This is a genomic window from Streptomyces sp. NPDC021749, assembly GCF_040640655.1.
Lineage (GTDB): Bacteria > Actinomycetota > Actinomycetes > Streptomycetales > Streptomycetaceae > Streptomyces.
This window is the reverse complement of record NZ_JBFACE010000009.1, coordinates 190,204-215,432: the sequence shown is the minus strand read 5'-3', so window position 1 is coordinate 215,432 and position 25,229 is coordinate 190,204. Positions and strand designations below refer to the sequence as shown.

The 25,229-nt window shown below is 71.3% G+C and carries 25 protein-coding genes; 15 read left to right on the top strand and 10 right to left on the bottom strand.

Going from position 1 to position 25,229, the window contains the following annotated elements; translation table 11 throughout:
• Positions 1–31 precede the first annotated feature (31 nt).
• From AB0G35_RS12230 to AB0G35_RS12195, 8 genes are all read left to right on the top strand, one after another.
• Positions 32–1,084 (top strand): dipeptide epimerase, encoded by a 1,053-nt coding sequence (locus AB0G35_RS12230; RefSeq protein WP_360947520.1) that lies wholly within the window; start codon positions 32–34, stop codon positions 1,082–1,084.
• Positions 1,081–2,340, top strand: a complete 1,260-nt coding sequence (locus AB0G35_RS12225; protein WP_360947518.1) for an MFS transporter — start codon at positions 1,081–1,083, stop codon at positions 2,338–2,340. The genes AB0G35_RS12230 and AB0G35_RS12225 overlap by 4 nt, the downstream gene beginning before the upstream one ends.
• Before the next feature lie 14 nt (positions 2,341–2,354).
• On the top strand, positions 2,355–3,146 hold the full coding sequence (locus AB0G35_RS12220) for a class I SAM-dependent methyltransferase (RefSeq protein WP_360947516.1): 792 nt from the start codon (positions 2,355–2,357) through the stop codon (positions 3,144–3,146).
• A 98-nt stretch (positions 3,147–3,244) separates the two neighbouring features.
• The gene (locus AB0G35_RS12215) at positions 3,245–4,870 is read left to right on the top strand and encodes an ABC transporter substrate-binding protein (protein ID WP_360947514.1); all 1,626 of its coding nucleotides are present in this window, start codon (positions 3,245–3,247) and stop codon (positions 4,868–4,870) included.
• Complete coding sequence (locus AB0G35_RS12210) at positions 4,867–5,820, top strand: ABC transporter permease (protein WP_360947512.1); 954 nt, start codon at positions 4,867–4,869, stop codon at positions 5,818–5,820. Before AB0G35_RS12215 ends, AB0G35_RS12210 begins: the two co-directional genes overlap by 4 nt.
• The gene (locus AB0G35_RS12205; RefSeq protein WP_360947510.1) at positions 5,817–6,620 is read left to right on the top strand and encodes an ABC transporter permease subunit; all 804 of its coding nucleotides are present in this window, start codon (positions 5,817–5,819) and stop codon (positions 6,618–6,620) included. Before AB0G35_RS12210 ends, AB0G35_RS12205 begins: the two co-directional genes overlap by 4 nt.
• Before the next feature lie 58 nt (positions 6,621–6,678).
• Positions 6,679–8,286, top strand: coding sequence for an ATP-binding cassette domain-containing protein (locus AB0G35_RS12200; protein WP_360947508.1), 1,608 nt, complete (start codon positions 6,679–6,681; stop codon positions 8,284–8,286).
• Positions 8,287–8,290: 4 nt separating this feature from the next.
• Positions 8,291–8,647 carry a hypothetical protein gene (locus tag AB0G35_RS12195; RefSeq protein WP_360947506.1) on the top strand — a complete coding sequence of 119 codons (357 nt, stop codon included), beginning with the start codon at positions 8,291–8,293 and terminating at the stop codon, positions 8,645–8,647.
• Positions 8,648–8,688: 41 nt separating this feature from the next.
• Here AB0G35_RS12195 and AB0G35_RS12190 read toward each other — a convergent pair whose 3' ends face one another.
• Positions 8,689–9,123 (bottom strand): hypothetical protein, encoded by a 435-nt coding sequence (locus tag AB0G35_RS12190; RefSeq protein ID WP_360947504.1) that lies wholly within the window; start codon positions 9,121–9,123, stop codon positions 8,689–8,691.
• A gap of 467 nt (positions 9,124–9,590) precedes the next feature.
• On the bottom strand, positions 9,591–10,118 hold the full coding sequence (locus AB0G35_RS12185; protein ID WP_360947570.1) for a TetR/AcrR family transcriptional regulator: 528 nt from the start codon (positions 10,116–10,118) through the stop codon (positions 9,591–9,593).
• Positions 10,119–10,296: 178 nt separating this feature from the next.
• Between AB0G35_RS12185 and AB0G35_RS12180 the strand changes: the two genes are divergently transcribed.
• Positions 10,297–11,118 carry an NAD(P)H-binding protein gene (locus AB0G35_RS12180; protein WP_360947502.1) on the top strand — a complete coding sequence of 274 codons (822 nt, stop codon included), beginning with the start codon at positions 10,297–10,299 and terminating at the stop codon, positions 11,116–11,118.
• A 171-nt stretch (positions 11,119–11,289) separates the two neighbouring features.
• Here AB0G35_RS12180 and AB0G35_RS12175 read toward each other — a convergent pair whose 3' ends face one another.
• On the bottom strand, positions 11,290–11,727 hold the full coding sequence (locus tag AB0G35_RS12175; RefSeq protein WP_360947500.1) for a VOC family protein: 438 nt from the start codon (positions 11,725–11,727) through the stop codon (positions 11,290–11,292).
• 850 nt (positions 11,728–12,577) lie between these two features.
• Between AB0G35_RS12175 and AB0G35_RS12170 the strand changes: the two genes are divergently transcribed.
• Positions 12,578–12,880 (top strand): hypothetical protein, encoded by a 303-nt coding sequence (locus tag AB0G35_RS12170; RefSeq protein ID WP_360947498.1) that lies wholly within the window; start codon positions 12,578–12,580, stop codon positions 12,878–12,880.
• Between the two features lie 136 nt (positions 12,881–13,016).
• Here AB0G35_RS12170 and AB0G35_RS12165 read toward each other — a convergent pair whose 3' ends face one another.
• The 4 genes from AB0G35_RS12165 to AB0G35_RS12150 all read right to left on the bottom strand — a co-directional run bounded on the left by AB0G35_RS12165 (position 13,017) and on the right by AB0G35_RS12150 (position 16,653).
• On the bottom strand, positions 13,017–13,838 hold the full coding sequence (locus tag AB0G35_RS12165) for a barstar family protein (RefSeq protein WP_360947496.1): 822 nt from the start codon (positions 13,836–13,838) through the stop codon (positions 13,017–13,019).
• A 13-nt stretch (positions 13,839–13,851) separates the two neighbouring features.
• On the bottom strand, positions 13,852–14,913 hold the full coding sequence (locus AB0G35_RS12160; protein ID WP_360947494.1) for a hypothetical protein: 1,062 nt from the start codon (positions 14,911–14,913) through the stop codon (positions 13,852–13,854).
• A gap of 180 nt (positions 14,914–15,093) precedes the next feature.
• Entirely contained in the window at positions 15,094–15,564 is a 471-nt protein-coding gene (locus AB0G35_RS12155) for a DUF5959 family protein (protein ID WP_360947492.1), read from the bottom strand.
• 219 nt (positions 15,565–15,783) lie between these two features.
• A complete protein-coding gene (locus AB0G35_RS12150) occupies positions 15,784–16,653 on the bottom strand; it encodes an MBL fold metallo-hydrolase (protein WP_360947490.1) in 870 nt (289 codons plus the stop codon).
• A 446-nt stretch (positions 16,654–17,099) separates the two neighbouring features.
• Between AB0G35_RS12150 and AB0G35_RS12145 the strand changes: the two genes are divergently transcribed.
• Together AB0G35_RS12145 and AB0G35_RS12140 are read left to right on the top strand one after the other, a co-directional pair.
• Complete coding sequence (locus AB0G35_RS12145; RefSeq protein WP_360947488.1) at positions 17,100–18,239, top strand: hypothetical protein; 1,140 nt, start codon at positions 17,100–17,102, stop codon at positions 18,237–18,239.
• Between the two features lie 250 nt (positions 18,240–18,489).
• On the top strand, positions 18,490–19,176 hold the full coding sequence (locus tag AB0G35_RS12140) for a CBS domain-containing protein (protein ID WP_360947486.1): 687 nt from the start codon (positions 18,490–18,492) through the stop codon (positions 19,174–19,176).
• A 156-nt stretch (positions 19,177–19,332) separates the two neighbouring features.
• Here the strand turns inward: AB0G35_RS12140 and ppk2 are convergent, their stop codons facing one another.
• Positions 19,333–20,151, bottom strand: coding sequence for a polyphosphate kinase 2 (ppk2, locus tag AB0G35_RS12135; protein WP_360947484.1), 819 nt, complete (start codon positions 20,149–20,151; stop codon positions 19,333–19,335).
• A gap of 228 nt (positions 20,152–20,379) precedes the next feature.
• Between ppk2 and AB0G35_RS12130 the strand changes: the two genes are divergently transcribed.
• Together AB0G35_RS12130 and AB0G35_RS12125 are read left to right on the top strand one after the other, a co-directional pair.
• Positions 20,380–21,063, top strand: coding sequence for a CBS domain-containing protein (locus AB0G35_RS12130; RefSeq protein ID WP_360947482.1), 684 nt, complete (start codon positions 20,380–20,382; stop codon positions 21,061–21,063).
• Positions 21,060–21,677 (top strand): CBS domain-containing protein, encoded by a 618-nt coding sequence (locus tag AB0G35_RS12125; protein WP_360947480.1) that lies wholly within the window; start codon positions 21,060–21,062, stop codon positions 21,675–21,677. The genes AB0G35_RS12130 and AB0G35_RS12125 overlap by 4 nt, the downstream gene beginning before the upstream one ends.
• Before the next feature lie 50 nt (positions 21,678–21,727).
• On the opposite strand, the gene AB0G35_RS12120 is transcribed toward AB0G35_RS12125, so the two are convergent.
• Complete coding sequence (locus AB0G35_RS12120; protein WP_360947478.1) at positions 21,728–22,303, bottom strand: hypothetical protein; 576 nt, start codon at positions 22,301–22,303, stop codon at positions 21,728–21,730.
• Positions 22,304–22,514: 211 nt separating this feature from the next.
• Here AB0G35_RS12120 and AB0G35_RS12115 point away from each other — a divergent pair, with 211 nt between their 5' ends.
• Positions 22,515–23,222: a response regulator transcription factor gene (locus AB0G35_RS12115; protein WP_360947476.1), complete on the top strand. Its 708-nt coding sequence runs from the start codon at positions 22,515–22,517 to the stop codon at positions 23,220–23,222.
• Between the two features lie 50 nt (positions 23,223–23,272).
• On the opposite strand, the gene AB0G35_RS12110 is transcribed toward AB0G35_RS12115, so the two are convergent.
• Positions 23,273–24,988, bottom strand: a complete 1,716-nt coding sequence (locus tag AB0G35_RS12110; RefSeq protein ID WP_360947474.1) for a GAF domain-containing protein — start codon at positions 24,986–24,988, stop codon at positions 23,273–23,275.
• Positions 24,989–25,229: the final 241 nt, after the last annotated feature.

Sequence of the window (25,229 nt, the reverse complement as noted above, 5' to 3'; positions counted from 1 at the left end):
GTCGGCTCGCCATGACTTCGAAAGAGCACCCGTGAGAACCAGTCAGCGCACCGTACGTCTCGTACTCACCGAGCCGCTGCGCATATCCCGCTCCACGATGACGGCCCGCGAGGCCGTCTGGCTGACCCTTGAGCACGACGGGCAGCACGGCCACGGGGAGGCCGTGACCAGCACGTACTACGGCCTCGACGCCGAGGCCCTCGGGCGGCTGCTGCACGCCGAGTCGCGGTGGCTGGCCCGTTTCGCCGAACCGGAGACCGCGCTGGAGGCCCTCCGCCACGACGGCCGGGAGGGCACCCCGGCCGGCGTGACCGCGGCCGTGGAATCCGCGCTGCTCGATCTCGTGGGCAAGCGCGCCGGCGTCCCCGTCCACCGGCTCCTGGGCACCTTCGCCGCGCCGTGCGCCGCGACCGCCCGCACCATCGGCATCACCCCGCCGGTCCGGGCCGAGGCCCGCGCCGCCCGTCTCGTCCGGGACGGGTTCTCGGTCCTCAAGATCAAGGCCGGCTCCCCGGACCCCGCCGAGGACCTGGACCGGGTACGCGCCGTACGCGCCGCGGCCCCCCACGCCCGGCTGCTGCTGGACCCCAACGGCGCCTGGGATCCCGGCACCGCGGAGCGACTGCTTCCGCAATTCGCCGCCCTCGGTGTCGAGGCCGTCGAGCAGCCCCTGGCCCCCGGCACCCCCGAGGCACTGGCCCGGCTCGCGGAACGCTCACCGCTGCCGGTCATCGCCGACGAGGACGCGGTCGGCCCCGAGGACGCCCGCCGCCTCGCAGGACGCGTCCACGGCATCAACGTCAAACTCGCCAAATGCGGCGGGGTGACCGCGGCCCTCCGGATCGCCCGACTGATCGCCGGCACCGGCACCGAGCTGATGCTCGGCTGCCTGACCGCCAGCACCCTCGGCCTCGCCCCCGCCGTCCATGTCGCCGACCGCGCCCGGTGGATCGACCTCGACGGGCATCTGCTCCTCGCCCACGACCCGTGGACCGGGATCGGCGGCACCGACGGCACCGTACGGGCGAGCCGGCACCCGGGCCTCGGCGTGCGTCCGCGCGGCAGCGAGGAGGCAGCGGCATGAAGACGTGGCACGCCATGCGCGGCTTCCCGCCCGCCGTCCGGCTCCTGCTGGTCAACCAACTCGGCGTCAACACCGGCTTCTACCTGTTCGTCCCCTACCTCGCACTGCACCTCGGTGCGGACCTCGGACTCTCCGCGGCCGTCGTCGGCATCGTGCTCGGCGTGCGCAACCTCAGCCAGCAGGGCCTCTTCCTCATCGGCGGCTCGGCCTCCGACCGGCTGGGCGCCCGCGGCGTCATCATCGCCGGCTGTGCGCTGCGCACCCTCGGCTTCGCCCTGTTCGCCCTCGGCGACGGCCTCCCCGTCCTCCTCGCCGCTTCCGTGCTCAGCGGACTGGCCGGAGCGCTGTTCAACCCGGCGGTACGGGCGTACCTCGCGCTGGCGGCGGGGGAGCGCAAGGCCGAGGCGTTCGCCCTGTTCAACGTGTTCGCCACGACCGGGGCGCTGATCGGGCCGCTGCTCGGCAGCGCCCTGCTGCTCGTCGACTTCCGCGTCTCGGCGCTCACCGCGGCCGGGATCTTCGCGGTGCTCACCGTCGCCCAGGCCGCGGTGCTGCCCGCCCGCGAGGTCGCACCGGCCCAAAACGGCCTGCTCACCGACTGGCGCGAGGCCATCGGCAACCGCGGATTCATGGCCTTCTCGCTGGCCATGGTCGGCATGTTCACCATGGAGAACCAGCTCTACCTGCTGCTGCCGGACGGCGCCCGGCACGCCACCGGCTGGGACGGCGCGGCCGGCCTGGTCTTCCTCGTCGGCACCCTCGCCCAGTTCGGACTCCAACTGCGCCTCACCCGCGCACTGAAGGAGCGGGGCAGCCGGGCACGCTGGATCAGCGTCGGCCTCGCACTGATGGGACTGGCCTTCGTCCCTCCCATGGTGGTGGCGGGGTACGGCGCGGCTCCCGAGAGCCCCGCCGGCGCGACGCTGCGCGCCCTGCCGGTACTGGCCGGTGCCCTGCTGCTCTACGTGGGCGTGATGGTCGCCCAGCCGTTCGTGATGGAGCTGATCCCCGGCTTCGGCCGCGCGGAACTCACCGGTACCTACTTCGGCCTGTTCTACGTCGTCTCGGGCCTGGCTGCCGCCGTGGGCAACACCGTCGTCGGCTGGGCCATGGACGCCGGCGGCCACTCCGGCGCGCCCTGGCTGCCCTGGCTGTGCTGCCTGGCCTTCGGCCTCGCCTCGGCCGCCGGCGTCGCCCGGCTGCACCGCCGCCGGGCCCTCCCCGCCCCGCCCGCTCCCGTACCGGCCACGAGCTGAGGAGGGCAGTACCGATGACGACCGGAAACCTCCTCACCGACCACCCCGCGCTGTACGAGGCCCGCTTCCCCGACCCCGAACGGCTCGCCGGCCGCTGGACCGAGGACCTGCTGCGGCGGTACGGGGCCGGCGAGCACGTCCTGGACCTCGGCTGCGGCACCGGCCGGGACGCCGCGTACCTGCACCGCGCCGGCCGCACGGTCACCGGCGCCGACCTCTCCGGCGCGATGCTGGAGCACGCCCGGGCCCACCACCCCGGCCCCGCCTACGTCCGGGCCGACCTGCGCGGCTTCGCCCTCCCGGGCCGGCCCTTCGACGCCGTGGTCTGCCTGGACAGTGCTTTGCTCTACTGCCACACCAACGACGAACTCGACGGCTTCCTGGCCTCCTGCCGCAACTGTCTGGCCCCCGGTGGCCTGCTCGTCGCGGAGATGCGCAACGGCGCCTTCTTCCTGGGCCGTACGGAACTGCTCGACGCCCCCACCCTCAGCGGCCTCACCCGTCAGGGGACCGCCTACCGCTCGACCACCACACTGACCGTCGACCGGACCGCGCAACTGCTGCGCCGCACGCGGGTGTGGACCGCCGACGACGGCTCCCCACCGGTCACCCAGCGCTCCGCCTGGCGACTGCTCTTCCCCCAAGAACTGCGCCACTTCCTGACCGCCCACGGCTTCGAGGTGCTCGCGCTCCACGACGGCCCGGGCCCACGCACCGATCCGCCGTGGTCCGAGGGCGCCCTTCCGGCGCGGACCGTTGACGGCGACCGGCTGCACGTCGTCGCCCGGCTGGTGCCTCCCGTCTGACGCGCTCTGTCCGAGGCGTTCCGTCCGACGGCCCCCGCGTGGCGCCACCTACCCCACATGCCCCACCTCTCCCACCGTTCGCTCCCAAGGACCCCGCCATGAACGACGCTTCCTCACACCCCGACTCCCGCCTCCCCGAACCCCGCTTCCCCGACTCCCGCCTCCCCGGCCTGCGCAGACGCGGTTTCCTCGCCGCGGCCGGCGGCGCCGCCGGTCTCGGGGCGCTCGCCCTCGCCGGCTGCTCAGGTGCCGAAGCCCCCGGCGACTCCGCAGCGGGCGGCGGCACGCCCCGACGCGGCGGCCGGCTGCGCGCCGCCTTCGCCGGGGGCGGCGCGAGCGAAACCCTCGACCCGCACCTGAGCAACCTGTTCGTCGACGTCGCCCGCGCCAAGGCGCTCTTCGACAAGCTCGCCGATTACGGCCCCGACCTCGCCGCCAAGCCCCGCCTGGCCGCCTCCTGGGAGCCGAACGCGCGCCTGGACCGCTGGAAGGTCACCCTGCGCAAAGCGACGTTCCACAACGGCAGGCCGGTCACCGCCCGGGACGTGCTCTACAGCTACCGCCGCATCACCGACCCGAAGAAGGCGTTCCGCGCCAAGGCGTCCCTGGAACCGATCGACCTGAAGGCCAGCCGGGCGCCGGACGACCGGACCGTCGAGTTCGTCCTCAAGCGGCCCACCGCGGAATTCCCCAACGTGCTCGCCGCGTTCGGCGCCTACATCGTCCCCGACGGCGCCGAGGACTTCGACCGCGCACCGGTCGGCAGCGGCCCGTTCCGCTTCGTCTCCTTCCGTCCCGGCACGTCGGCCGTCTTCGCCCGCAACCCGCACTACTGGGACGGCGCCCCCTACCTCGACGAACTGGAACTCACCGTCGCCAACGAGGAATCCGCACGGACCAACGCCCTGCTCGGCGGACAGATCGAGTACGCGCACGAACTCAACCCCACCACCGCGCGCGCCCACGAGGGGAACGGCCGGATCGAGATCGTCCGGCTGCGCAACAGCACCATGCAGTCGTTCGCGATGAAGACCGACCGCAAGCCCTTCGACGACAAGCGGGTGCGGGAGGCGTTCTTCCTGATCGCCGACCGCCAGGAACTGGTCGACGGCGCCCTGTCCGGCGCCGGCGAGATCGGCAACGACCTGTTCGGCAAGGGCTACCAGTACTACGCCCCCGGGCTGCCCCAGCGCGAACAGGACCTCGGCCGGGCCAAGGCGCTGCTGAAGCAGGCAGGCGCCGACGGCCTGCGGGTCACCCTCGACACCTCGCCCGTCGCCGCCGGATTCACCGAGGCCGCCGCGGTCTTCCGGGACCAGGCGGCCAAGGCCGGCGTCACCGTACGGATCAGGACCGGCAGCAAGGACAGCTATTGGGCCGACATCCTCGACTCCGGCACCCTCTGCTCCTACCGCTCCGGCGCCATGCCCATCGAAGCCCATATGTCCCAGCGCCTGCTCACCGCTTCCCCCACCAACGCCACCCACTGGCGGCACAAGGACTTCGACGCTCTCTACCGGCAGGCGCAGTCCACCAAGGACACCGAGGAGCGGGCGGCGGTCTACGCACGGATGCAGCGCCGTCTGCACGCCGAAGGCGGATTCCTGATCTGGGGCTTCGCCGACTGGATCATCGGCACCGCCCGCACCGTACGGGGCGTGGCCACGAAGGCGCCCGCCAACACCCTCGACTGGGCACGGTTCGACAAGGTCTGGCTCGCATGAGCGGACCGCGCTCGTGGCTCGTCCGGCGGCTGCTGCTCGGGGTGGCGCAGACGGCGGCCGTCGTCCTGCTCGTCTTCGCGCTGACCGAGGCACTGCCCGGCGACGCCGCGGTGGCGCTCGCCGGCGACCAGCCCGATCCGGACCGGGTCGCGGCCCTGCGCACGGCGATGCACCTCGACCGCCCGGCGCCCGAACGCCTGGCGGACTGGGCGACCGGGTTGCTGCACGGCGATTTCGGCGTGTCCCTGGTGTCCGGACGCCCGGTCAGCGGGTACCTGGCGGACGGCTTCGGACCGACCGTGCTGCTGGCCGCCCTCACGGTCGCCCTGCTCGTGCCCACCGGAGTCGGACTCGGGGTGCTGGCCGCCCGTCATGAGGGAAGGCTCGTGGACCGGCTGGTGAGTTCGGTGACGCTGGGTGTGTACGCGGTGCCGGAATTCGCCTTCGGGGTGCTGCTGATCACCGTGTTCGCCCTGCGCCTGGGCTGGCTGCCGCCGACCGCCGTCGGCTACGGCACCGAGCTGCTCGACCATCCCGCCGCCCTGGTACTGCCCGTCCTGGTCCTGCTGTCCCGCCCGGTGTGCTCCCTGGCCCGCCTCGTCCGCGCCGGCATGGTCGACGCACTGGCCGCGCCCTACGCCCGACAGGCCCGCCGCTACGGCATCCCGGCCGCCCGCATCCGGTACGGACACGCCCTGCCCAACGCCCTGGCACCCGCCGCCCAGCAACTCGCCCGCACCATCGACTGGTTGCTGTGCGGGGTCATCGTCGTGGAGGCCCTGTTCGTGATCCCCGGCCTCGGCACCGTCCTGATGAACGCCGTCGCCGAGCGCGATGTGCCCGTCGTACAGGGCCTCGCCGTCGTCTTCGGCCTGACCACCGTCGTCCTCAACCTCGGCGCCGACCTCGTCGCCCGCCGCCTCACACCACGGACGGAGGCGGCCGCATGAGGTCCCGTCCCGCCCTGGGCACGGTCCTCGTCGCCGTACCCCTCGCCCTCGCCCTCCTCGGCCCACTGTTCACGGGCGATCCCGGACCGCGTAGTACGTCCTTCACCCTGGGGGGCGGGCACTGGCTGGGCACCGACTTCGTCGGCCGGGACGTCTGGCGGCAGACCCTGCTCGGCGGCCGGTCCGTGGTGCTGCTGGCGCTCACGGCGACCGCCCTCGCCTATCTGGCCGCGCTGCCCCTCGGCCTGTTCAGCGCGCTGACCCACCGCACCTGGCTGGAAGAGCTGCTGATGCGGCCCCTCGACGTGTTGCTCGCGGTGCCGTCACTGCTGATGATCCTGCTGGTGGCGGCCGCCTTTTCGCCGGGCCCGGTGGGGCTCGCGCTGGTGGTGGCGTTCGTCAACGTCCCGGACGCCGCCCGTATGGTCCGGGCCGCCGCCGCGGAGGCCGCCTCCCGCCCGGCGGTCGAGGCGCTGCGCATGCAGGGGGAGACCTGGTGGCACACGGCCGTCGGATACGTCGGCAGAACGGCCGCCCGGACCCTCGCCGCCGACGCGGGCGTACGGCTCACCGGGGCGCTGTACCTCGTCGCCACCGCGGCGTTCCTCGGCGTCGGCGTCGCACCGGACGCCGCCGACTGGGCGGTGATGGTGGACCGCAACCGCACCGGCCTGTTCATCCAGCCGTGGGCCGTAGTGGTGCCGGCACTGCTCATCGTCGGCCTCACGATGGGCGCGAATCTGCTGGTCGACGGCGCACTGGAGAAGACAAGACCCGCCTGGAGAGCACAGCAGGGCTGACTGCGGGCGAAGAGGAAGCACACAGGAGGAGTGGAGTGCGCAGGAAGAGGGAGCACCCGTGAACGCCGTCGCGGACATCACCGACCTGCGGGTCGAGGTCGACGGCCGGGCGCTCGTCGACGGAGTGCGGCTGCGGGTCCGCCCCGGCACGGTCACCGCGCTGGTCGGCGCGTCCGGAAGCGGGAAGACGACCACGGGTCTCGCCCTGCTCGGCGAGTACCCGCCGGGCGCCCGCGTCACCGGCGCCGTACGCGCCCCCGACGGCCTGGTCGGCTACGTCCCCCAGCACCCGGCCGCCGTACTGAACCCGGCGCGCCGGGTCGGTGCCCTGGTGGCGGACCTCGCCCGGACGCAGGTACGCCATCTGCCCCGGGCCGAGCGCCGGACCGCCGCCCGCGCACGCGTCCTGCGGGCTCTCTCCCAGGCCCAACTCACCGACCCCGAAGCCGTGTTGCGGCGCTACCCCCATCAGCTGTCGGGCGGCCAGCAGCAGCGGGCCGTCCTGGCCCAGGCGCTGCTGCTCGGTGCCAGGGTGGTGGTCGCCGACGAGCCGACCACCGGGCAGGACGCACTGACCAAGCGGCGCATCATCGACCAGCTGGCCGCCGTTTCCCGGGAGGGCATAGCCGTCCTCCTGCTCAGCCACGATCTGGACGTCGTTCGCGCGCTCGCCGATGAGGTGCTGGTCCTGCGCGACGGACGGGTGGTGGAGTCCGGCCCGCCGGAACGCCTGTGGCTCGCCCCGCGGCACCCCTGGACGGCGGCACTCCTGGCCGCCGAGCACCCCACCACGGACGCCACCCGCCAGGCGGGCGAGGGCGACGCGGGTGAGGTGGTGCTCCGCACCTCCCCCCTCACCGCCCGGCACCGCCACCACGGTCGCGGCACCACAGTCCTCCGCACCCCCGAACTCACCCTCCGTACCGGAGAATGCCTGGCCGTCGTCGGCCGCTCGGGCAGCGGCAAGACCACCCTGGCCCGCTGCCTGGCGGGCCTCCACCGCGACCACGACGGTGAGGTCCTGCTCGACGGCAGCCCGCTCCCGCGCAGTGTGCGGCACCGTACCCGCGACCAACTGGCCGCCGTGCAGTACGTCTTCCAGGACGCGAGGGCCGCCTTCGACGAACACCGCCCGGTCCTCGGTCAAGTCGCCCGCACGGCCGTACGCCTCCGCGGACTGACCCGCACCGACGCCCGGGCCGAAGCCCTGACCACCCTCACCCGACTCGGCCTGCCCGGAGACATCGCCCGCCGCCGTCCGGCCCACCTGTCCGGCGGCGAACTCCAACGCGCCGCCCTCGCCCGCGCCCTGCTGGCCCGGCCGCGCGTCCTGATCTGCGACGAGATCACCTCCGGCCTCGACACGGTCACCCGCCGAGCGATCCTCGACACCCTCGCAGCCCTCCTACGGGACCGCCGGGACCTGTCGCTGGTCCTGATCACCCATGACCTGAACACCGCGGCCCTGGCCACCCGTATCGCCGTCCTCGACGCCGGCCACCTCGTCGAACAGGGGCCGGCGGACCGGATCCGCACGGCCCCGCACCACCCCTTCACCCGCTCGCTGATGGAGACGACTCGACGAGCCGGAAAAGCAGGTGAATCGACCAGCGGCGCCTGGATACCGTGCGATTCCCGGCCCGGAGAGACAAGAGAGAAGGCGTAGGACGATGAGGACCCGCACCTTGAGGTTCGGCTTGTACGCGGACGAGCAAGGGCTGGCATGGGTCAGGGGACTCATCGACGAGGCGGTGGCTTCCCGGAGCGCCCGGATCGCCGGGGAGGCCGTTCTGCACACCCTTCCCGGAAGTGGTCTGACGACCGCCGAGATGTACGACCTTCTGGCCGATCAGTGGGCCTGGGAAAATCCCGGCGAGAACAGCGGCACCCGGGAAGCGGTCGAACTCCGCGTCCAGTTGGCGTGCTCGCTGCGGACCTGGCGGGCAATCCGCAAAACCGTGCTCCAGACCATGTGCCCGGAGGGCATGGCACCGCACGCCTGCCGTGTTCCGTGGTTCGCCGCCTGAGCCGGCCGGCTGCGGAATTCACCCTTCGTCCGGAAAGGCCGTCAGCCTTCCGGGATTTCTTCCACCCAAGCCACCGGCTCGGCTGCCTCGGGACGGTCGATATCACCGAAGCGGACCTCCACGCGAGGTGCCGAACGCGGCATGGTGAACAGCACCGCACGCCAGTCGGAGGGCACCTCCGGGCCGTTGTGGGGGATGCTCTGGACGGCCGCGGTCGCCGGTACGTAGAGGAAGTAACTGCCGTTCCCCGTACGTGCTGCCGCCGGCGCCAGGCGGAACAGCGCACGCCCGTCCCACGTGTCGGAGAAATTGCGCTCGACGTTGCACAGCAGGTAGGGGCCCGCCGTCGACGGTGCGCAGGAGAGGGGCTGACGAGCCGGGTCGGCGGCCACGGCGGGTTCGGCAGCTGCCGACACGGTCAGCAGGACGGCAAACCCAGCCGCTACCAGGGACGTGCTACGGCGAAATGCACTCATGGACGTCTCCTCCATCGGAATGCCGGACATCAGAATGCCGGACGCCGGACATCAGCATGCCGGCCACAAGCATGCGTGCCGTACGCATGCGGAACTCAGCCTAGGGGCGCCCCATGAGGCGTCGGTCGATTCGGGCCAGTGTTCCTCAGTGTGCCGGCGCGAGAATGGCCGACGCGTTGTCACGGCTCCGTCGCACCGTTGATGTCTCGTTGATTTTTCCAGCACGGAACGCCGGGCGCCGGCCAGGCGGGCACCGCTATCCGGCATGCCGAAAGCGATTGCGGTACTCCGTCGGTGTCGTATCGAGCTTGCGGCGGATGCTCTGATGAGGGTGTCGGTCGTGCCGACGTATCCGCCGAGCAGCTTCACCACGGCGCCCTCGCGACCATCGCCGACCTGTACGGCCTCGTCGTCCCGTCCGGCTCGTCGTTGAGCTGAGGCGACAGCGCTCACAGGGTCTCCAGCGCTCAGAGGGCGTCCAGCCACGCGATCAAGCGGTCGCCCTCCTTCACCATGATCTGCGGGTCCCGCAGGGCGTTGGTCAGCAGGGACATCCCTTGGTACGCGCCCACCAGGGTCACCGCGAGCCCGTCGGGGTCGGGCAGGCCCATCTCGCGGAACTGGCCCGCCACCCAGTCCAGCAGCAGGCGGATGACCTTGCCCGCCTCCGTGTCCAGCCCGCCCTCCGCGCGCTTGTCCAGCTCGATGGCGAGTGTCCCGGTGGGGCAGCCATAGCGTGCGGCGAGGTCACGCTGCCCCACCCAGCCCCGTACGAGAGCCTTGAGCCGCTCGCGTGGTTCGGGCAGCCGGTCCAGTTTGCCGGTGAGGGTCTCCAGCTGGCGTGCGTGTTCGGTGAGCGCGGCGGCGACCAGTTCGTCCTTGGTCTTGAAGTAGTAGTAGACGTTGCCCACTTGGACGTCGGCCGCGCGCGCGATGTCGGCGATGGTGGTGCGTTCGACGCCCTGCTGATGCACCACCTGGGCGGCAGCGGCCATCAAGCGCTGCCGCTTGGCACCGGCGTTCTTCGCTCTCGCACTTAGTGAGTTGGTCACCCGACTCACTATAAGCCGACGGATGTGCTACCTTCCCCACCAGTGAGTCAGTCAACTAACTAACTGACTGACTCACTCACTGGCTACTCGCTTACTTACTTACTCACTCATGGGGGTCGTCGTGATCGTCGTTACGGGCGCCACGGGCAATGTGGGACGGACGCTGGTGCGGATGCTGGTCGGGGCGGGGGAGCGGGTAACCGCCGTGGCCCGCCGCATCACCGAGGCCGATGTGCCTCCGGGCGTGCGCGTGGTCGCCGCCGACCTGGCAGACGCCGAGAGTCTGCGGCCCGCCCTGGAAGGGGCGGAGGCGGTCTTCCTCCTGGTGGCGGGGGAGGATCCGCAGGGGATCGTGGAGGCGGCCAAGGCTGCGGGGGTCCGCAGGCTCGTCCTGCTGTCCAGCCAGGGTGCGGGGACCCGGCCGCAGGTCTACGCGCAGGCCGGCAGGTTCGAGGCGGCGGTGCGCGGATCGGGGGTGGAATGGACCGTCCTGCGCTCCGGCGGTCTGGCGTCGAACGCCCTTGCCTGGGCGGAACCGGTCCGCCTCCATCGCACCGCCGCCGCTCCGTTCGGCGATGTCGGCCTGCCCTTCGTCGACCCGGACGACGTCGCCGCGGTCGGTGCCACCGTTCTGCGCGAGCAGGGGCATGACGGCGCGACGTACACCCTCACCGGGCCGGCACCGGTGACCCCGCGCGAGCGCGCGGCGGCACTCGCCGAGGCACTGGGGGAACCGGTCAGCTTCGTGGCGCAGACCCGCGAGGAGGCCCACGCCCAGATGGCGCACGTCATGCCACTGCCGGTCGTCGAAGGCACCCTGGAGATCCTGGGACACCCGACCCAGGAGGAGCGGAGTGTCAGCCCCGATGTCGAACGGGTCCTGGGGCGTCCCCCGCACGGCTTCGCCGAGTGGGCCACGCGGCATGTCGCCGCCTTCCGGTGAAAGCGACCCGCACCGCACCTGGCGCGAGGGTCAAGTCGCCGGCGCCTCCCGCCGCAGAACGGTGTGCCTCGCGGCGGCCTGCGCAGCTTGTCCGTACGGGACCTTTCGTTCCTTCCGGAACCGCCGCCCGAACTCCCCGGACTTTCCGGGCGGGCGGCCAGGTTCGGAACGTCATGGCGCCACGCTTCCTTCTCCGTCGGCGTCGCGGGCCGGACCACTGCCGGAGCCCGTGCGGCCGCGGTCACCCAAGACCTTCAGGTAGTGCGGATTGTGCATCACACCGAGGATGTTGCCGAACGGATCGAGTACCGCGCCGGCCCGGAAGTCGCCGTAGTCGCGCAATGCCTCATGTTCCTTCGCGCCGAGCTTCAGCAGTCGCGCCATCGTCGCGTCGATGTCGTCCACGTGCCAGTACGCGACCACGCCGGCCGGGGCCGAGGGGGTACGCGAGATGCCGAACTCCTGCAGGTGGTCACCCAGCCGGAACTCGATGTAATCCTCGTGTGCGAAGTACGGTGCCACGCCCAGGACTTCGGCGTACCAGGCACGGGCGGCGGCCAGATCGTCGGCGTGGTAACGAATGGTGGCGAGGCCACGGAAGGTCGTCATGGGGCCAGTCTGGCGTTCCTCTAGGACAGGAGTTGTCCTAGAGGAACGGAGACGTGCTTGAGTGCTTGCTCCCGATGCTCTTGCATGGGAGCTGTCCGCGAGGCCGTTGGAACGAGGGACAGCGCCGAGCGCCCGGCCCGGAAGCGCTTAGGGTGAGCGGATGTTCGAACGTGAGGTGAGGAAGACGGAGGCAGCGCTGCCTGCTCATGCGATCGAGATCGGGACCGAGCCGCTGGACCGGCCGACGCGGAACTCGGTGGGTGGCTGGCCCTTCCTCGACGACGGCCAGGAATGGCCCGAGTGCTTTTGCGGGGAGCGGATGGCCCTGTTCTTCCAGCTCGACCTCCCTCCCGAGGCAGAGCCTTTCGGCGGAGACCATCTGCTGGTCTTCCACTGCCGTGCGCACAACGACGCGTCCGGCCCCCCGCTGGCCGACGGCCGCCTCGTACCCGGGTACTGGGACGCTCCGCAGCCGCCCTACCCGCGTCCGTTCTGGCGCGTGCTGCTCCAGAGCGTGCAGTTCGTGGGAGTGCACTTCGCCGCGCCCCAGGTCCGCGCCATGGCGGTCACGACGGTCGTCAACGCGGCGGTGGCCGAGACCTTCCGTGGATCCCCGTCGGCCGCGGCCCCCGGCCCAAGTCGGGCACGACGAAGACACGTTCGGCAAGGTGGACGACAGACGAGTCGTGAACGAAGACGGCCACCGCGGTCCGCCCGGGCGGTGCTCCCGAGTGCACGCATTCCTGTGCTGCTCTGCCAGTCGTGCTGCTCTGCCAGTCGCCGATCCTCCATGGCTGGATCCGGCGGGGGCGCTCTGGCGCATCTGCGGCCGGCCCGGGATCGTTGTGACATGAACGATGAATGCCCCGATACGGACGAGCTGCGGGACGCGGTCCGCGAACTCGCCGAGGCACTGGAGACGATGCTGAACCTCCTCAAGGCCGACGCGGTGCCCAGGACGCCCGAGGCGCAGCGTCTGATCAGGCAGGCCCTCCCCACGCTCGAATCGGACGACCTGCTCACGAATCCGCTCCCGGCCGGTGAGCTTCTCGCCCAGGCCATCGCCATCAAAAAGATGACCGCTGCTGCGCGGGAGCAGATCCTTGACGACGAGGTCGCTGCCTCTCCCGTACCGGACCACCCGCCGCTCTGAGGGAGGCGGCGCCCGTCGAGTGCGGCCGTACGCGGCGGGCCCTGCCACGTACCACCGCCACCGCTCGGTGCGCGCAGAGGGGTGGGGGGTGAGGGTGGGGTGAGGGTGAGGGAGGAAGCGGCGAGCTCCTCGCTGCTCACTTCAGAATGACCTCGATGCCGCGCTCTTCGAAGATTTCCAGGAGAAGCCCGAAAAGGGTGACCGCTTCCTCCTGAACCTCGGGACGGTCGCCCAGAAAGGCCCGGGAGACAGCCGAGTGTTGCCATTCCATGGTGAACGGAGGAGCGGCGCCCCAACGCCCCCTCAGGCAGTCGTCCAGGGCACTGAGATTCCATCCGAAATACCCACCGGGGCCGTTGATCGCCTCCCCGAGCGCACAGTAGAAGCTGTCCTCGTCCACGATGCGCCGGCCGTCCAGAGTGAATACCTTCCCCGCCGGCGCATCCGGCCTCCCGCGGCGTTGATAGCGGTGCGACCAGAGAGCAACGGCCAGCCATGCGCGTCGATCGGCCGCTTCGAGTTCCCGCCACAGGCCCGTACGGTTGAGCCGACCCGCACGGATCAACTCCCAGACGTACCCCGAACCGGGCATGGCCTCCCCGCACCACATGCGCACGGTGAGGTCGACCAGATCCGCCCCCGATGAGGAAGGCCGGACGGCGATCACGGTGACGTCGTTCACGAAGTAGGACCCCATACTGACGCCTTCGGCGTCGAGCACATCCAGATAGGCGTTTCCCGCCACCGCGCGACGCCCACCGATATGAGCCAGGCAGGCCAAGAGCCCACCCTCCGGAGCGCTCCCCACGAATTCGACCCGGCGCCACCCCTCCTCCTCCGCCTTCTCCCCCTCCTCCTCCAAGGGAGAGATCTCCAGAGGAGAGAACAAGCCCCTGGCCTCCTGCGCAAAGCCCCAGAAGTCGTTCTCGTCATCCTCGCTCGTGAGGGCGTAATGCATTCCTTGCGGCACGTTACGCACCCTCCGCAGGCGCGGCGTGTGCGGCGGGCACCGTGGCCAGCGCGCCGAGGACGAGAGCGGCGTCACGCCGGGCGGTGGCGATCAGGACGGTTCGGTCACCGTCCCGGCCTTCAATGACGACCGCGTCGTACTTGAAGGTCTGCTTCCAGAACGGGGGGTCGTCGACCTGAAGAGCTCGGACCTGCCGCACGACCAGCGTCTCCGGAAGCGGCCTCCGGGCGACGCACCCGTCGGGGTCCGGTGTGGTCGCCGGCCGCCCGTCGCCCACCACCAGGTGGCCGAAGCCGTCCACGCTGTAGGGAACGTCGCCGTGGACCGCCGTGCGCACGCACTGCTTGTCCGTCGGCGGAAGCGGAACGATGCTGCTGACCGTTGCGGCGGCGTGCTGCGTACGTCGCCGCTGCCACCAGGCGCACAGCCCGCCCAGACCCGCGGCCGGTAGCACACCGGCCGCCGTGATGAGGAGCGCGTCCGGTACGCCGCGGCCGACCATGCTCGCGAGGAAGCCGAGGCAACTCACGACGGCCCCGGTCACCGCAGCGAAAGTGACCTGCCAGAGGCTGTTGTGCGTCGCGGACGGGTAGCGGTAGCGCTGCCACCAGACGAACCACAACGTCATGAGCCCGAAGAACAGCAGGAAGAGACCGGAGCCCAGCCGGAAGCGCCAGTTGTCATCCGGAGACTCCCAGGTCTCCTGAGCGGCGGCACCCCACCGCACGGTGCGGATCTCACCCCGCCAGTACGTCAGCTTCACCTCGTCACCGGCGCGCACGGTGTCGTAGACCGGCTCCGACCCGGCCATCCGCACACGCCGTGCGGTGTCCCTGCCCCGTTCCGTAACGAGGAGCCAGTAGCGGACGCTCTTGCCGCTGGGCTCGTCCTCCTTGCCCTTGACTGTCGCGGGAACCGTCGTCGTGCACGCATCCGATCGCGCGCCGGCAGGGCAGGCGGGTGCCGCGGCGTACGCGTCCCGCTCCGCCAACTCGCCCGGCACGGTGGCGAACAGCCCCGCCGACAACAGCAGGAGCACCACCCCGAGGCCGAGGGCGGGCATGAACCGCCACCCGCGCCGAGCCCCTGATCTCCCTGATCTCCCTGGTTCCCGTGTGCCCCCTGGATCCCCTGACCCCCGTGATTCCCGGGATACCCGGTCCGTCATCCCCCACTGCCCCTTCTCGCCGCCCCCGCGCGCCCTCAACCGGGCGCCTTCGTGGACATTTTGCTCCGGCGGCCTTCAACTCCTGCGGCTGGGGCTCCACTCGTAGGAGGAGGGGGCCGTCTCGATGACCTCGCTCGGCCAGACCTGGCGAAGGCGTGCCAGCCGGGCCCGGTGGTCCTCGATCCAGTCGTCCTGGGGCCGGAGCCAGAGGAACGTGGAGAGCCGGTCGGGGTCGTGGACCGTCACGCACACGGACTGATCCTCGTTGAGTCGAATGCCGAGCTCCAGGCCGCGGCCGTTGCCCACTCCCGCGTTGCCGCCCGGGACGAGTCCTTCGAGCTCCTTTTCCCAGACGCAGAGATCGCGCTGGGAAAGGAAGAGCTCAAGGCGTGCGTCGAGGAAGTCGGTGGATACCAGGACATCGGCGCGCAGGGTGTCATGACCGGTCAGAACGCCGGGCTGATGACGTCCGGTGACACGAACGATGCAGCGGTCGCCGCCCGCGTCTGCCAGGTGGATCAGCTCGACTGGTTCCGGCTCTCCCACGGTGCGCCTCCGCATGGCCCTAGCTGGTGTGAGTCGCGTGCATCCTCTCCTATGGGGCGGGAAGGGAATCGGGCGACCCCCGACGACCGTTCCCTGTGCATTGCGATCCGATCCCGGTAATGGCGCCGATTTCCTGGATCCCGGCGAGAGAATCCACCTCGATCGAGCACAGCGCGGCATCGGCCGTCCCTGAGAAGACGAGCTCGCCCGGGCGTGCCGTTACCAGCGGACCGCCGTGAAGTCGATCGGCTGGGGGCGGAGCAGGCGGGTGCGTTCCGTCAGTGCTGTCAGGCGCCGGGACATCTCGTCGGCGGGTAGCTGGTGGCGGTCGCCGTGGCCGGGGAGGACCCATTCGAATCGTAGCCGGGGGGCCGTTCTGGCAAGGGAGTTGGCCAATTCTTCGATGGAGTACCAGGTCACGCTTTCGGCGACCTCCAGATCGCCGGTGGTGCGGGACCAGTAGAAGCTGTCTCCGGTGAAGCAGTAGCGGTCGTCGGCGAGGTAGAGCACGCTGCCTCGGGTGTGGCCGGGCAGGGGGTGGGCGGTGACTCCCTCGCCGATGTCGACGGGGTCGAGGCCGCGGATCACCTGGTCCGCGTCCGGCACCGCGTCGAGGTCGCCCTCGTGGATCCACAGCCGGGCGCTGAAGTGGTCCGCGTAGCGGCGGCCGTGCGCGACGTGGTCGCGATGGGTGAGCAGCACATCGGTGACGGGGCCCAATTCCCCGTAGCGAGCGGCGAGTTGAGGGCTCCAGCGGGGAGTGTCGATCATCATGACCGAGCCGGAGGGGCGTTGCAGGAGGTAGGAGTTGGCGCCGGCGGTGTGCCGGGAGTTGTGCCCGCAGATCAGGACGCCGTCGTCCAGGGCCATCGGGAACGGGTCGAGGGACTGGTCGGGCTGCCCGGACGCCGGGCGGATCGAGCGGGTGGGACAGGCGAAGACGGCGGCGTGTAAGCGCCGGGTCTCCGCCTCATCGCGCGGCTGGCGCACGATCTGCGACGTGCCGCCGGCTTCGGTGATCAGGTCGGGTGCGAACTGTCGGGCGACGTCGCAGTTGGTGCAGCGATCGTCGACGTACCAGCCGTCCATGGCGGGACTCCTTCCAAGGGAACGGGCCCGAAACGGGCCGCCCTTCAGGGATACCCCTCTTGCGGCCGGCATGGGTAGACCCTGCGGATCTTGTACTTACGGGGTTGTGCCTCTCTCACGGTCATCAATTGGGGGGTGGTTTGGGCTATTTGTGGCACACTGTGTCTTTTGGTGCGTAGGCGTAGGCGTAGGCGTAGGCGTAGGCGTCGGCGTGGGCGTGGGTGTTCTGTGGTCAGGGCCCGGGGTGTTGAGCCGGGCGTGACGAGATCTGGCCGATCGGTACCCATGTCAGTGAATTTCCGGGGTTTGCCAGGGTTTGCGGGAACCCGGCACTGCCGAGGCGACTCCTTTCCCCCAGAGGCGCATAGGTGATGCGTCCGCGTTCGATGTGGGGGCGAGACATGACACGTACAGCGCAACGGTCCGTAGGAGCGCGGCGGGCGGCAGTGGGCACGACGGTGGCGGCTGCGGCCGGACTGGCCCTGGTGGTCGGGGTGGCGGCCCCCGGGCAGGCCGCGCCCGTTCAGGCGGCTGCCGGAGCACGGTCCACGTCTGCGGCGAGCTGCGGCGCCGCGGCCACGGCATCCAAGACGAACGAGGCGACCGCGACCAAGACGAACGAGGCGACCGCGCCCAAGGCCGACGCGGTGACGGGACCCCGGGCCGCCGCGGTGACGGGACCCCGGGCCGACGCGGCGCGGATGACGCCCGCTGGGCGGGCGGAGGCGGCTGCTCCGGTCGCCGGTTTCACCGGTAGCGCGGCGGACAAGATCTCCTACCGCCTCGCCCCGGAGGCCCCGGTCGGCCTGTGGACGTCCTCCGGCGTGACCCTGCGCACGCCGGTGTCCAAGGGCACGGTCCGGCTGGACGTCACCACACACGGCTTCAGTGCCGCTTCGCTCATGATCCAGCGCTATGTGCCCAAGACCCATCGCTGGGTCGACCTGGACCAACGGCCGGTCGGTAGCGAACATCCGGAGAAGGGGACGTTCACCTTCCCGGTCTCGGTGGCGGCGAGCGCCGGCCACCCCGCCACGGTGGCCCTGCGCCTGCAGGACATCGACCGTCCCGGCCGTATGACCGTGGCCGCCTCGGTCAACGACGGGCACGGCCACACCTACCGCGCGCCGGCCAGGAGCGCCGTCGTCGACCGGCCGACGACCACGGTCACGGGCTGGCCACGCGGCACCGCCCTGGTCCGCGGGGGCGCGGCGAAGGAGTTCACGCTCACGGTGAAGAACACCACCCGGCGGAACTACCCGGCTCTGAACGCCGGTTACTTCGCCTACGGCCAGGGCAGCGGGCGCGCCGTGGAGCCGAAGGACCTGGTGCTCCAGCAGTACGTGCCCGGGCACGGCTGGCAGCGCGTCCCGTTGGTGCCCGGTGGCTGCGACCCCGGCATGGGGGCCCAGCTCGTCCCGACCGCCAAGTCGCCGCTGGCGCCGGGCGCCACCGCCGTCTACCGCCTGCGTCTGGCGGTCGCCGGGTCGGCTCCCGTGGTCAGCGTCGATGCGGGGGTCGCGGTGGGCACCGGCGACACGTCGTTCTTCTACCGGACGCTGCCGTTCGCGATCCGCGCACGCTGACCGACGCCGCCGGTTGACGTTTCGCAGGTGCTTCGACGGCGGCTGTGACGGTCGCCATGGCGGCGGCAAGGACGGCTGCGCGGGAGACACGGTCCCCGTGGCTCCCGCCGCCTTCCCGGCCGAACGGCAGCGGAAAGGGCCGGACGGCCCCTGCCAGGGAGGCACGGTGGTGGGAAGGCTGGTGGTGCCACGGGGGTCGTGGGTCGTCGGGGGGCGTGGGTCGTCGGTCCGGTTACCGAGGAGGCGCATCATGCTGAACGCTCCGCACATCGTCCGTGACGTGATGACCGAGACCGTGGCCGCGGTCGACCGCCAGGCGCGGTTCAAGGAGATCGTGGAGACCATGGAAGGGCGGAAGGTCAGCGCGCTTCCCGTCCTCACGGGAGAGGGGCGGGTGGTGGGGGTGGTCTCCGAGGCCGATCTGCTGCCCAAGGAGGAGTTCCGGGAGTCGGATCCGGAGCGCCTGGCGCAGCTGCGACGGGTCGACGACGTCCGGCGGGCGGAGGCGGTGACGGCCGAGGAGCTGATGAGCAGCCCCGCGCTGACCGTTTCGGCCGACGCCACGCTGTCCCAGGCCGCCCGGATCATGGCGCGTGGGTCCGTCAAGCGGCTTCCGGTGGTGGACGGGCACGGCGTGCTGCGCGGCATCGTCAGCCGTGCCGACCTGCTGAAGGTCTTTCTGCGTACGGACGAAGACCTGGCGGAGGAGGTCCGCCGGAACGTTCTGAGCCAGCTGTTCGCCCCGCCGGCCCATGACCTGCAGATCCAGGTCGCCGACGGGGTCGTCACCCTCAGCGGGCAGGTCCGGGACACCTCTCTCATCCCCGTGATCGCACGTCTGGTGCGGTCGGTCGAAGGGGTGGTGGACGTGGCCTTCGACGTGACCGGGCCGGCGTCCGTACGGCCCGATGCGCCGGCGGGGGGACGACGGACCTGACCACCGCGCAGGGCACGGGTAGCCGTCCGCCCCCCCCGTGCGTGCGCAGCCGTCCGAGCAGGGGTCCCTAGCCGTCCGCGCCGTGCATGGGCAGAGGTCACTCCAGCCCGGCCGCCATACGTAGCCGTCACCCCAGCCCGGCCGCATACCTACCCGTCACTCCAGCCCGGCCGCGTGATCGGGGACGTAATTCTGCAGGTCACGGGGTGGCCGTTGGTAGCCGGTGCTCGGCGGACGGGGCGGAAGGTCGAGCTTCGGCAGGGAGACGTAGTGGTAGGGCACGGTGGACAGCAGGTGGGCGATCATGTTCAGCCGGGCCCGGTGCTTGTCGTCGCTCTCGACGACGTGCCACGGCGCCTCGGCGATGTCCGTGTGCACGAACATCTCGTCCTTGGCCCGTGAGTAGTCCTCCCAGCGGGTCAGCGATTCGAGGTCCATGGCCGACAGCTTCCAGCGCCGCGCGGGGTCTTTGAGCCGCCGCCGGAACCGTTGCTCCTGGACCTCGTCGCTGACCGAGAACCAGTACTTCCGCAGCAGGATTCCGTCCTCCACCAGCATGCGCTCGAAGACCGGGCACTGCCGGAGGAACCGCTGGTGCTCGGCGGGCGTGCAGAATCCCATGACCCGCTCGACGCCGGCCCGGTTGTACCAGCTACGGTCGAACAGCACGATCTCACCGGCTGCGGGCAGGTGCTCCGTATAACGCTGGAAGTACCACTGGGTGCGTTCGCGTTCGGTGGGCCGGGGCAGGGCCACGATCCGCGCGACCCGCGGATTGAGGTACTGCGTGACCCGTTTGATGGCGCTTCCCTTGCCGGCCGCATCGCGCCCCTCGAAGACCACGACGAGGCGGGCACCCTCGTGACGCACCCACTCCTGCAGCGCCACCAGCTCGGTCTGCAGGCGGTACAGCTCCCGCTCGTAGACCGACCGCGACAGTTTGGTGCGGCCGTCGTCACCTCGCTGATTCGCCATGGGACGACGGTACGGGGAAACGCCGGTTCCCGGCTCGGCCGAGTGGCCTGAACGGAGCCGGAGTCTCCGGTCGGGTGCGCGGCACGGGGCGAGGTGGCGCAGGGCATCAGGGACCTGCCGTCCGGCCCGATGAGGGGCCGGACGGCCCCTGCCCGGCGAGGGCGGACGGCAGCAGGCTGGAGGTTGTCACTCCGGTCGTGCCTCTGCGGTCCGTATCGAGGAGGCGTCATGGAGCACTCTCCGCACACCGTCAGCGATGTCATGACCCGGGCCGTGGTGGCCGTCGGACAGGAAGCACGGTTCAAGGAGATCGTCGAGACCATGGAGCGGTGGAAGGTCAGCGCGCTGCCCGTGCTGGCCGGTGAAGGGCGGGTGATCGGCGTCGTCTCCGAAGCCGACCTGTTGCCGAAGGAAGAGTTCCGGGGCAGTGAGCCCAGCCGTCTCGAACAGGCGGGGCGGTTGGACGACGTGCGGAAGGCCGGCGGTGTGACGGCCCGGGACCTGATGAGTGCGCCGGCCCTGACGGTGCACCCCGGCGACACCCTCGCCCAGGCGGCGCGGACGATGGCGCACATGTCGGTGAAGCGGCTTCCGGTGGTCGATGGTGAGGGGCTGCTGCAGGGGATCGTGAGCCGTTCCGACCTGCTGAAGGTCTTTCTGCGCTCGGACGAGGAGCTGGCGGCGGAAGTGCGTTCCGACGTCATCGACCGGCTGTTCGCGGGCTCCGCCGAAGACGTGGAAGCCGTGGTCACCGACGGTGTGGTCACGCTCAGGGGCAGTTTCCCCACGGCCTCGCTGCTGCCCGTCGCGGCCCGTCTGGTGCGGGCGGTGGAGGGCGTCGTGGACGTGCGGCTCGACGTCACGGGCGCCTCGCCGGCCCCGACGGAACCGCCCGAGGCGAGGCCGAGATGAAGCGCCGACGGGTCGGCAGCGTGATGACGGACGAGGTCGTCAGTGCACGGTGTGACACCTCGACCGAGGACATCGCGCGGTGGCTGGCGGAGTACGACATCAACGGGCTGCCCGTGGTGGACGCCGAGGACCGGGTGATCGGCGTCATCTCCGTGACGGACCTCCAGCGCGGGCGGGGCGCGGCTGCCGGCTCCGGCATGCGCACCGCCGGCGCGGTGATGTCGGCTCCCGCCCGTACGGTCCGCGCCGACGACTCCGTCGTCCGTGCCGCCCGCCTGATGTGCGTGAGCGGCATCGAACGGCTGCCCGTGGTGGACGAGGAGGCCCGTCTGGTCGGCATGGTCACCCGGCGGGACCTCCTGCAGATCTTCGCCCGGCAGGATGCGGACATCCGCCAGGAGGTGATCGACCAGATCGTGGTGCGGGCGCTGTGGCTGGGGCCGCAGAGCGTGGACGTCGCGGTCCACGACGGGGTGGTGACCCTCAGCGGGCATCTGGAGAGCAGCGGTGCGGTGGCCGTTGCGGTGCAGATGACGCGGCAGGTCGACGGTGTCACAGCGGTGGTCAGTCGCCTGACCTCGGCGCGGGACGAACCGTACCGTCAGCCCACCTAGCGGCGCCGGGGCCGGGGGCCGGGGGCCGCCGTGGTTCGAGCCTCCGTGGTTCAGGACTGCCGGTGCCGCCCCTGGGCGTCGGTTTCCGCCCAGTCCTTCTCCCACTGGGCGTAACGCCGATGGTTCAGCAGGACGACTCCGGCCTTGTCCGCACCGATCAGCAGCAGGCCCGTCGTGGAGGCGGCCACGATGCCGACCGCGACGCTCTGGACGACGGCGTCTCCGGGAGTGACCGGGTCCCTCAGCAGGGAGCCGTGCCGGTCGACCCGTGCCGTGGTCCGGTCGCCGGCCTGCAGGCCGGGTTTCACGGCCGTCACTCCGGTCCGCACCGTGCCGTCCCCGGCCGTCCACCGCACCGTGGCATGGACCCGGCCGGCGGTGCCGCCCGGGGAATCCACCCCGATGACGGTGGGGGCGTCCTCCGTGAGGACCGCGGACACCGGCACCGACGCGCGGCTCTGCTGCTCGGCCGCGTGGCTCACGACACCGGCGGCCGTCACCCCGGCGGCCGGGCACAGCACCGCGATCAGCGCTCCCGTGAGCAGGAGCAGCCAGGACTCGGCCACGTCCGTGCCGCGCTTGAGCGGGTTACGCAGCCACAACCACCGGATCTTCGTCAGAGGCACGGCAGACCTCTTTCGCCTTGCCTTCCGAGAGTGGCACACCCGGGGAGCGCGGGCGAGAGCCGAACGGCCTCATCAGGAGACGAGGGCCTCCCCCAAGGCACGCGGGGTCGTCCGTGGCCGGGAGAGGCCGTCCGGATCTGGCGCGCCCCTCGGGGGTGATCCACGATGGGGGTAGGCGGCGTCGGCCCGTACCACCAGCCCGGAGGACGCCATGAGCGAGGCAGACGGTTTCTCACCGCAGCGGCCGATCCGCGTGTTCCTCGTGGATGATCATGAGGTGGTCCGTCGCGGGGTGGAGGACCTGCTGGATGCCGAACCGGACATCGAGGTGGTGGGCGAGGCGGGGACGGCGAGCCATGCGCTGACCCGTGGACCTGCCCTGCGGCCGGACGTCGCGGTGCTCGACGTACGGCTGCCGGACGGTGACGGGGTGTCCGTCTGCCGGGAGTTGCGCTCACGCATGCCGGGTCTGGCCTGTCTGATGCTCACCTCGTTCGACGACGACGAGGCGCTGCTGGACGCAATCATGGCCGGGGCGGCCGGCTACGTCCTGAAGGAGATCAAAGGGGCGGATCTCGTCGCCGCGGTGCGCACGATCGCCTCCGGACGCTCGATGCTCGACCCGGCGACGACCACGCGGCTGATGCACACGCTGCGGGGCGGGGACGCCGATGAGGAGTCCGAAGCCAGTGCGCTGTCGAGCCTCTCGCCACGGGAGACGGAGATCCTCGGCCTGATCGGCGCAGGGCTGACGAACCGTCAAATAGGCAAACGGCTCTACCTTTCGGAGAAGACCGTCAAGAACCACATCTCCCGCATGCTGGCCAAGCTGGGGGTGGAGCGGCGCATCCAGGCGGCCGTCCTCGCCACCCAGGCCCCGCCCGCCACGGACGCGGTGACCGGCCGGCAGCACGATTGAGGCGGTACGTCTGAGGCGTGCGACGCGCGGCCGAGACAGCCGGACGCGCGCTACTCCGCGGGCATCGGCACCCGCCACACCAGCCGGGTGCCGCCCTCCGCCGGTGCCTCGACGGCCATCGCGCCACCCAGGCCCTCGGCCCGCTCGGCCAGGTTGCGCAAACCGCTGCGCCGGCCGTCCGCCGGGATGCCGACCCCGTCGTCCTGGACGGTCAGGCTCAGCGTCCGGTCGCGGAGGACCAGGGACACGGTCGCGGTACGGGCGTGAGCATGCCGCGCGGTATTGCTCAGCGCCTCGTCGAGCACGGCCAGTACCTGCTCGGAGATCTCCGCAGGCACCCGGGTGTCCAGGAGCCCTTCCATGCGGAGCGCGGGTGCGAAGCCCAGAGTGTCGGCGGCCCGTTCCACGGCACCGACGGCGCGGGCCCGCAGGCCGTGGGAGACACGGGCGGACTCGTGCGCGCGGAGCCCGAAGATGGTGGAACGAATGATCTTGATCGTCTCGTCCAGATCGTCCACCGCCCGCAACAGCCGTTCACGGGCCTCCGGATGATCGACGAAACGCAAGGAGCTCTGCAGCGTCATGCCCGTGGCGAAGAGGCGCTGAATGGCCAGATCGTGCAGGTCGCGCGCGATGCGTTCATGGTCCTTCAGCAGCGCCAGCTGTTCGGCGGCCCGGCGCTGGTCGGCCATCTCCATGGCGAGGGCCGCCTGGCCCGCGAACGTCACCAGCGGCCTGGTCTCCGGCTCGGTGAACGGATCGCGGCCGCGGAGCCGGGCCAGCAGCAGCGCGCCCAACACCCGGTCGCCGGTGATCATCGGGACGGCGATCGCCGGCCCCAGACCGCTCCAGCGGGGCGGACCAGCGGTGATCCTCGGGTCATGCTCGACATCGAGGCTGGTCAGCGGCTGCCCGGTGCGGAGCGCCGTACCGACGAAGGAGCCGTTGAGCGGGAGGACCAGGCCGCGATGGGCGTCGGCCTGCACGCCGACGGCGAGCGCGACACCCACGTGGGCGTCATCGACCGGCAGCGCCAGTGCGCCGAGATCCGCCGCCAGAATGCGCACCGCGTGGTCGAGGATCATTTCGATCACGTCGTTCTCGTCCGGGCCGGGCAGCAGACCGGCGACGATCTCACCGTTGGCCTCCATCCACCGCCCCCGGTAGCGGACCTCGTCGTACAGACGGGCGTGCTCGATGGCGACACCGGCTGCCACGGCCAGCGTCGCGAGCACCGTCTCGTCCGCGGCGTCGAAGGGACGGCCGCCGCGCTTCTCGGTGAGGTAGAGATTGCCGAACACCTCGTCACCGACCCGGATCGGCACCCCGAGGAAGGAGTGCATCGGCGGGTGGCCCGGCGGGAATCCGTACGATGCGGGATGATCGCCGATCTCCGTCAGGCGCAGCGGCGCGGGGTGGCGGATCAGCTCGCCCAGAATTCCGTGCCCCTCCGGAAAATGGCCGATGGCCTCGGCCTGCGCGTCGGGGATTCCGACGGTCAGGAACTGGGAGATCCGGGTGTCCTCGCCGATCACACCGAGCGCCCCGTACTCGGCGTCCACGAGGACCACCGCGACCTCGACGAGGCGCCGCAGCACCTGCGACAGCTCCAGCCCGCCGCCCACGGACATGACCGCTTCGAGCAGCAGATGCGGCGACCTGGCCGTGCTGGGTTCGACGGCGCGCAGCCGCTTTTGCAGATCGTCCGGCAGCGCGCCCAGGCTCGGGTGCGTCCCGTCGGCTCGGTCGGGCCTCTCGCCGCCCACGATGTCCTCCGCAGTGGTCGTTCCGGCGTCCGCGGCCACCTTCTACGGTAGTGACCGCGGCGGGCCGGGCACGTTCGCGCCGAGCCTGCGCGGCGCCGGCCCCGCGGACACCGCGGAGGTGGGCCGTTCGGCCCCCTGACGGCACCCTTCGGCTCATAGTCGGCCGGGCGGGCATACCGCAGGCTCGTCACGTGGAACGGGTGTGTTGCGACCCGTACCCCCTCTCCGCCGTGGAAGAAGG

What these genes read in the sequence shown, in the direction of transcription:
- AB0G35_RS12225 (WP_360947518.1), top strand. Translation starts at nt 1,081, where the DNA reads ATGAAGACGTGGCACGCCATGCGCGGCTTCCCGCCCGCCGTCCGGCTC.
- AB0G35_RS12220 (WP_360947516.1), top strand. Translation starts at nt 2,355, where the DNA reads ATGACGACCGGAAACCTCCTCACCGACCACCCCGCGCTGTACGAGGCC.
- AB0G35_RS12215 (WP_360947514.1), top strand. Translation starts at nt 3,245, where the DNA reads ATGAACGACGCTTCCTCACACCCCGACTCCCGCCTCCCCGAACCCCGC.
- AB0G35_RS12210 (WP_360947512.1), top strand. Translation starts at nt 4,867, where the DNA reads ATGAGCGGACCGCGCTCGTGGCTCGTCCGGCGGCTGCTGCTCGGGGTG.
- AB0G35_RS12205 (WP_360947510.1), top strand. Translation starts at nt 5,817, where the DNA reads ATGAGGTCCCGTCCCGCCCTGGGCACGGTCCTCGTCGCCGTACCCCTC.
- AB0G35_RS12195 (WP_360947506.1), top strand. Translation starts at nt 8,291, where the DNA reads ATGAGGACCCGCACCTTGAGGTTCGGCTTGTACGCGGACGAGCAAGGG.
- AB0G35_RS12190 (WP_360947504.1), bottom strand. Translation starts at nt 9,123, where the DNA reads ATGAGTGCATTTCGCCGTAGCACGTCCCTGGTAGCGGCTGGGTTTGCC.
- AB0G35_RS12185 (WP_360947570.1), bottom strand. Translation starts at nt 10,118, where the DNA reads ATGGCCGCTGCCGCCCAGGTGGTGCATCAGCAGGGCGTCGAACGCACC.
- AB0G35_RS12175 (WP_360947500.1), bottom strand. Translation starts at nt 11,727, where the DNA reads ATGACGACCTTCCGTGGCCTCGCCACCATTCGTTACCACGCCGACGAT.
- AB0G35_RS12170 (WP_360947498.1), top strand. Translation starts at nt 12,578, where the DNA reads ATGAACGATGAATGCCCCGATACGGACGAGCTGCGGGACGCGGTCCGC.
- AB0G35_RS12165 (WP_360947496.1), bottom strand. Translation starts at nt 13,838, where the DNA reads ATGCATTACGCCCTCACGAGCGAGGATGACGAGAACGACTTCTGGGGC.
- AB0G35_RS12160 (WP_360947494.1), bottom strand. Translation starts at nt 14,913, where the DNA reads ATGCCCGCCCTCGGCCTCGGGGTGGTGCTCCTGCTGTTGTCGGCGGGG.
- AB0G35_RS12150 (WP_360947490.1), bottom strand. Translation starts at nt 16,653, where the DNA reads ATGGACGGCTGGTACGTCGACGATCGCTGCACCAACTGCGACGTCGCC.
- AB0G35_RS12140 (WP_360947486.1), top strand. Translation starts at nt 18,490, where the DNA reads ATGCTGAACGCTCCGCACATCGTCCGTGACGTGATGACCGAGACCGTG.
- ppk2 (WP_360947484.1), bottom strand. Translation starts at nt 20,151, where the DNA reads ATGGCGAATCAGCGAGGTGACGACGGCCGCACCAAACTGTCGCGGTCG.
- AB0G35_RS12130 (WP_360947482.1), top strand. Translation starts at nt 20,380, where the DNA reads ATGGAGCACTCTCCGCACACCGTCAGCGATGTCATGACCCGGGCCGTG.
- AB0G35_RS12125 (WP_360947480.1), top strand. Translation starts at nt 21,060, where the DNA reads ATGAAGCGCCGACGGGTCGGCAGCGTGATGACGGACGAGGTCGTCAGT.
- AB0G35_RS12115 (WP_360947476.1), top strand. Translation starts at nt 22,515, where the DNA reads ATGAGCGAGGCAGACGGTTTCTCACCGCAGCGGCCGATCCGCGTGTTC.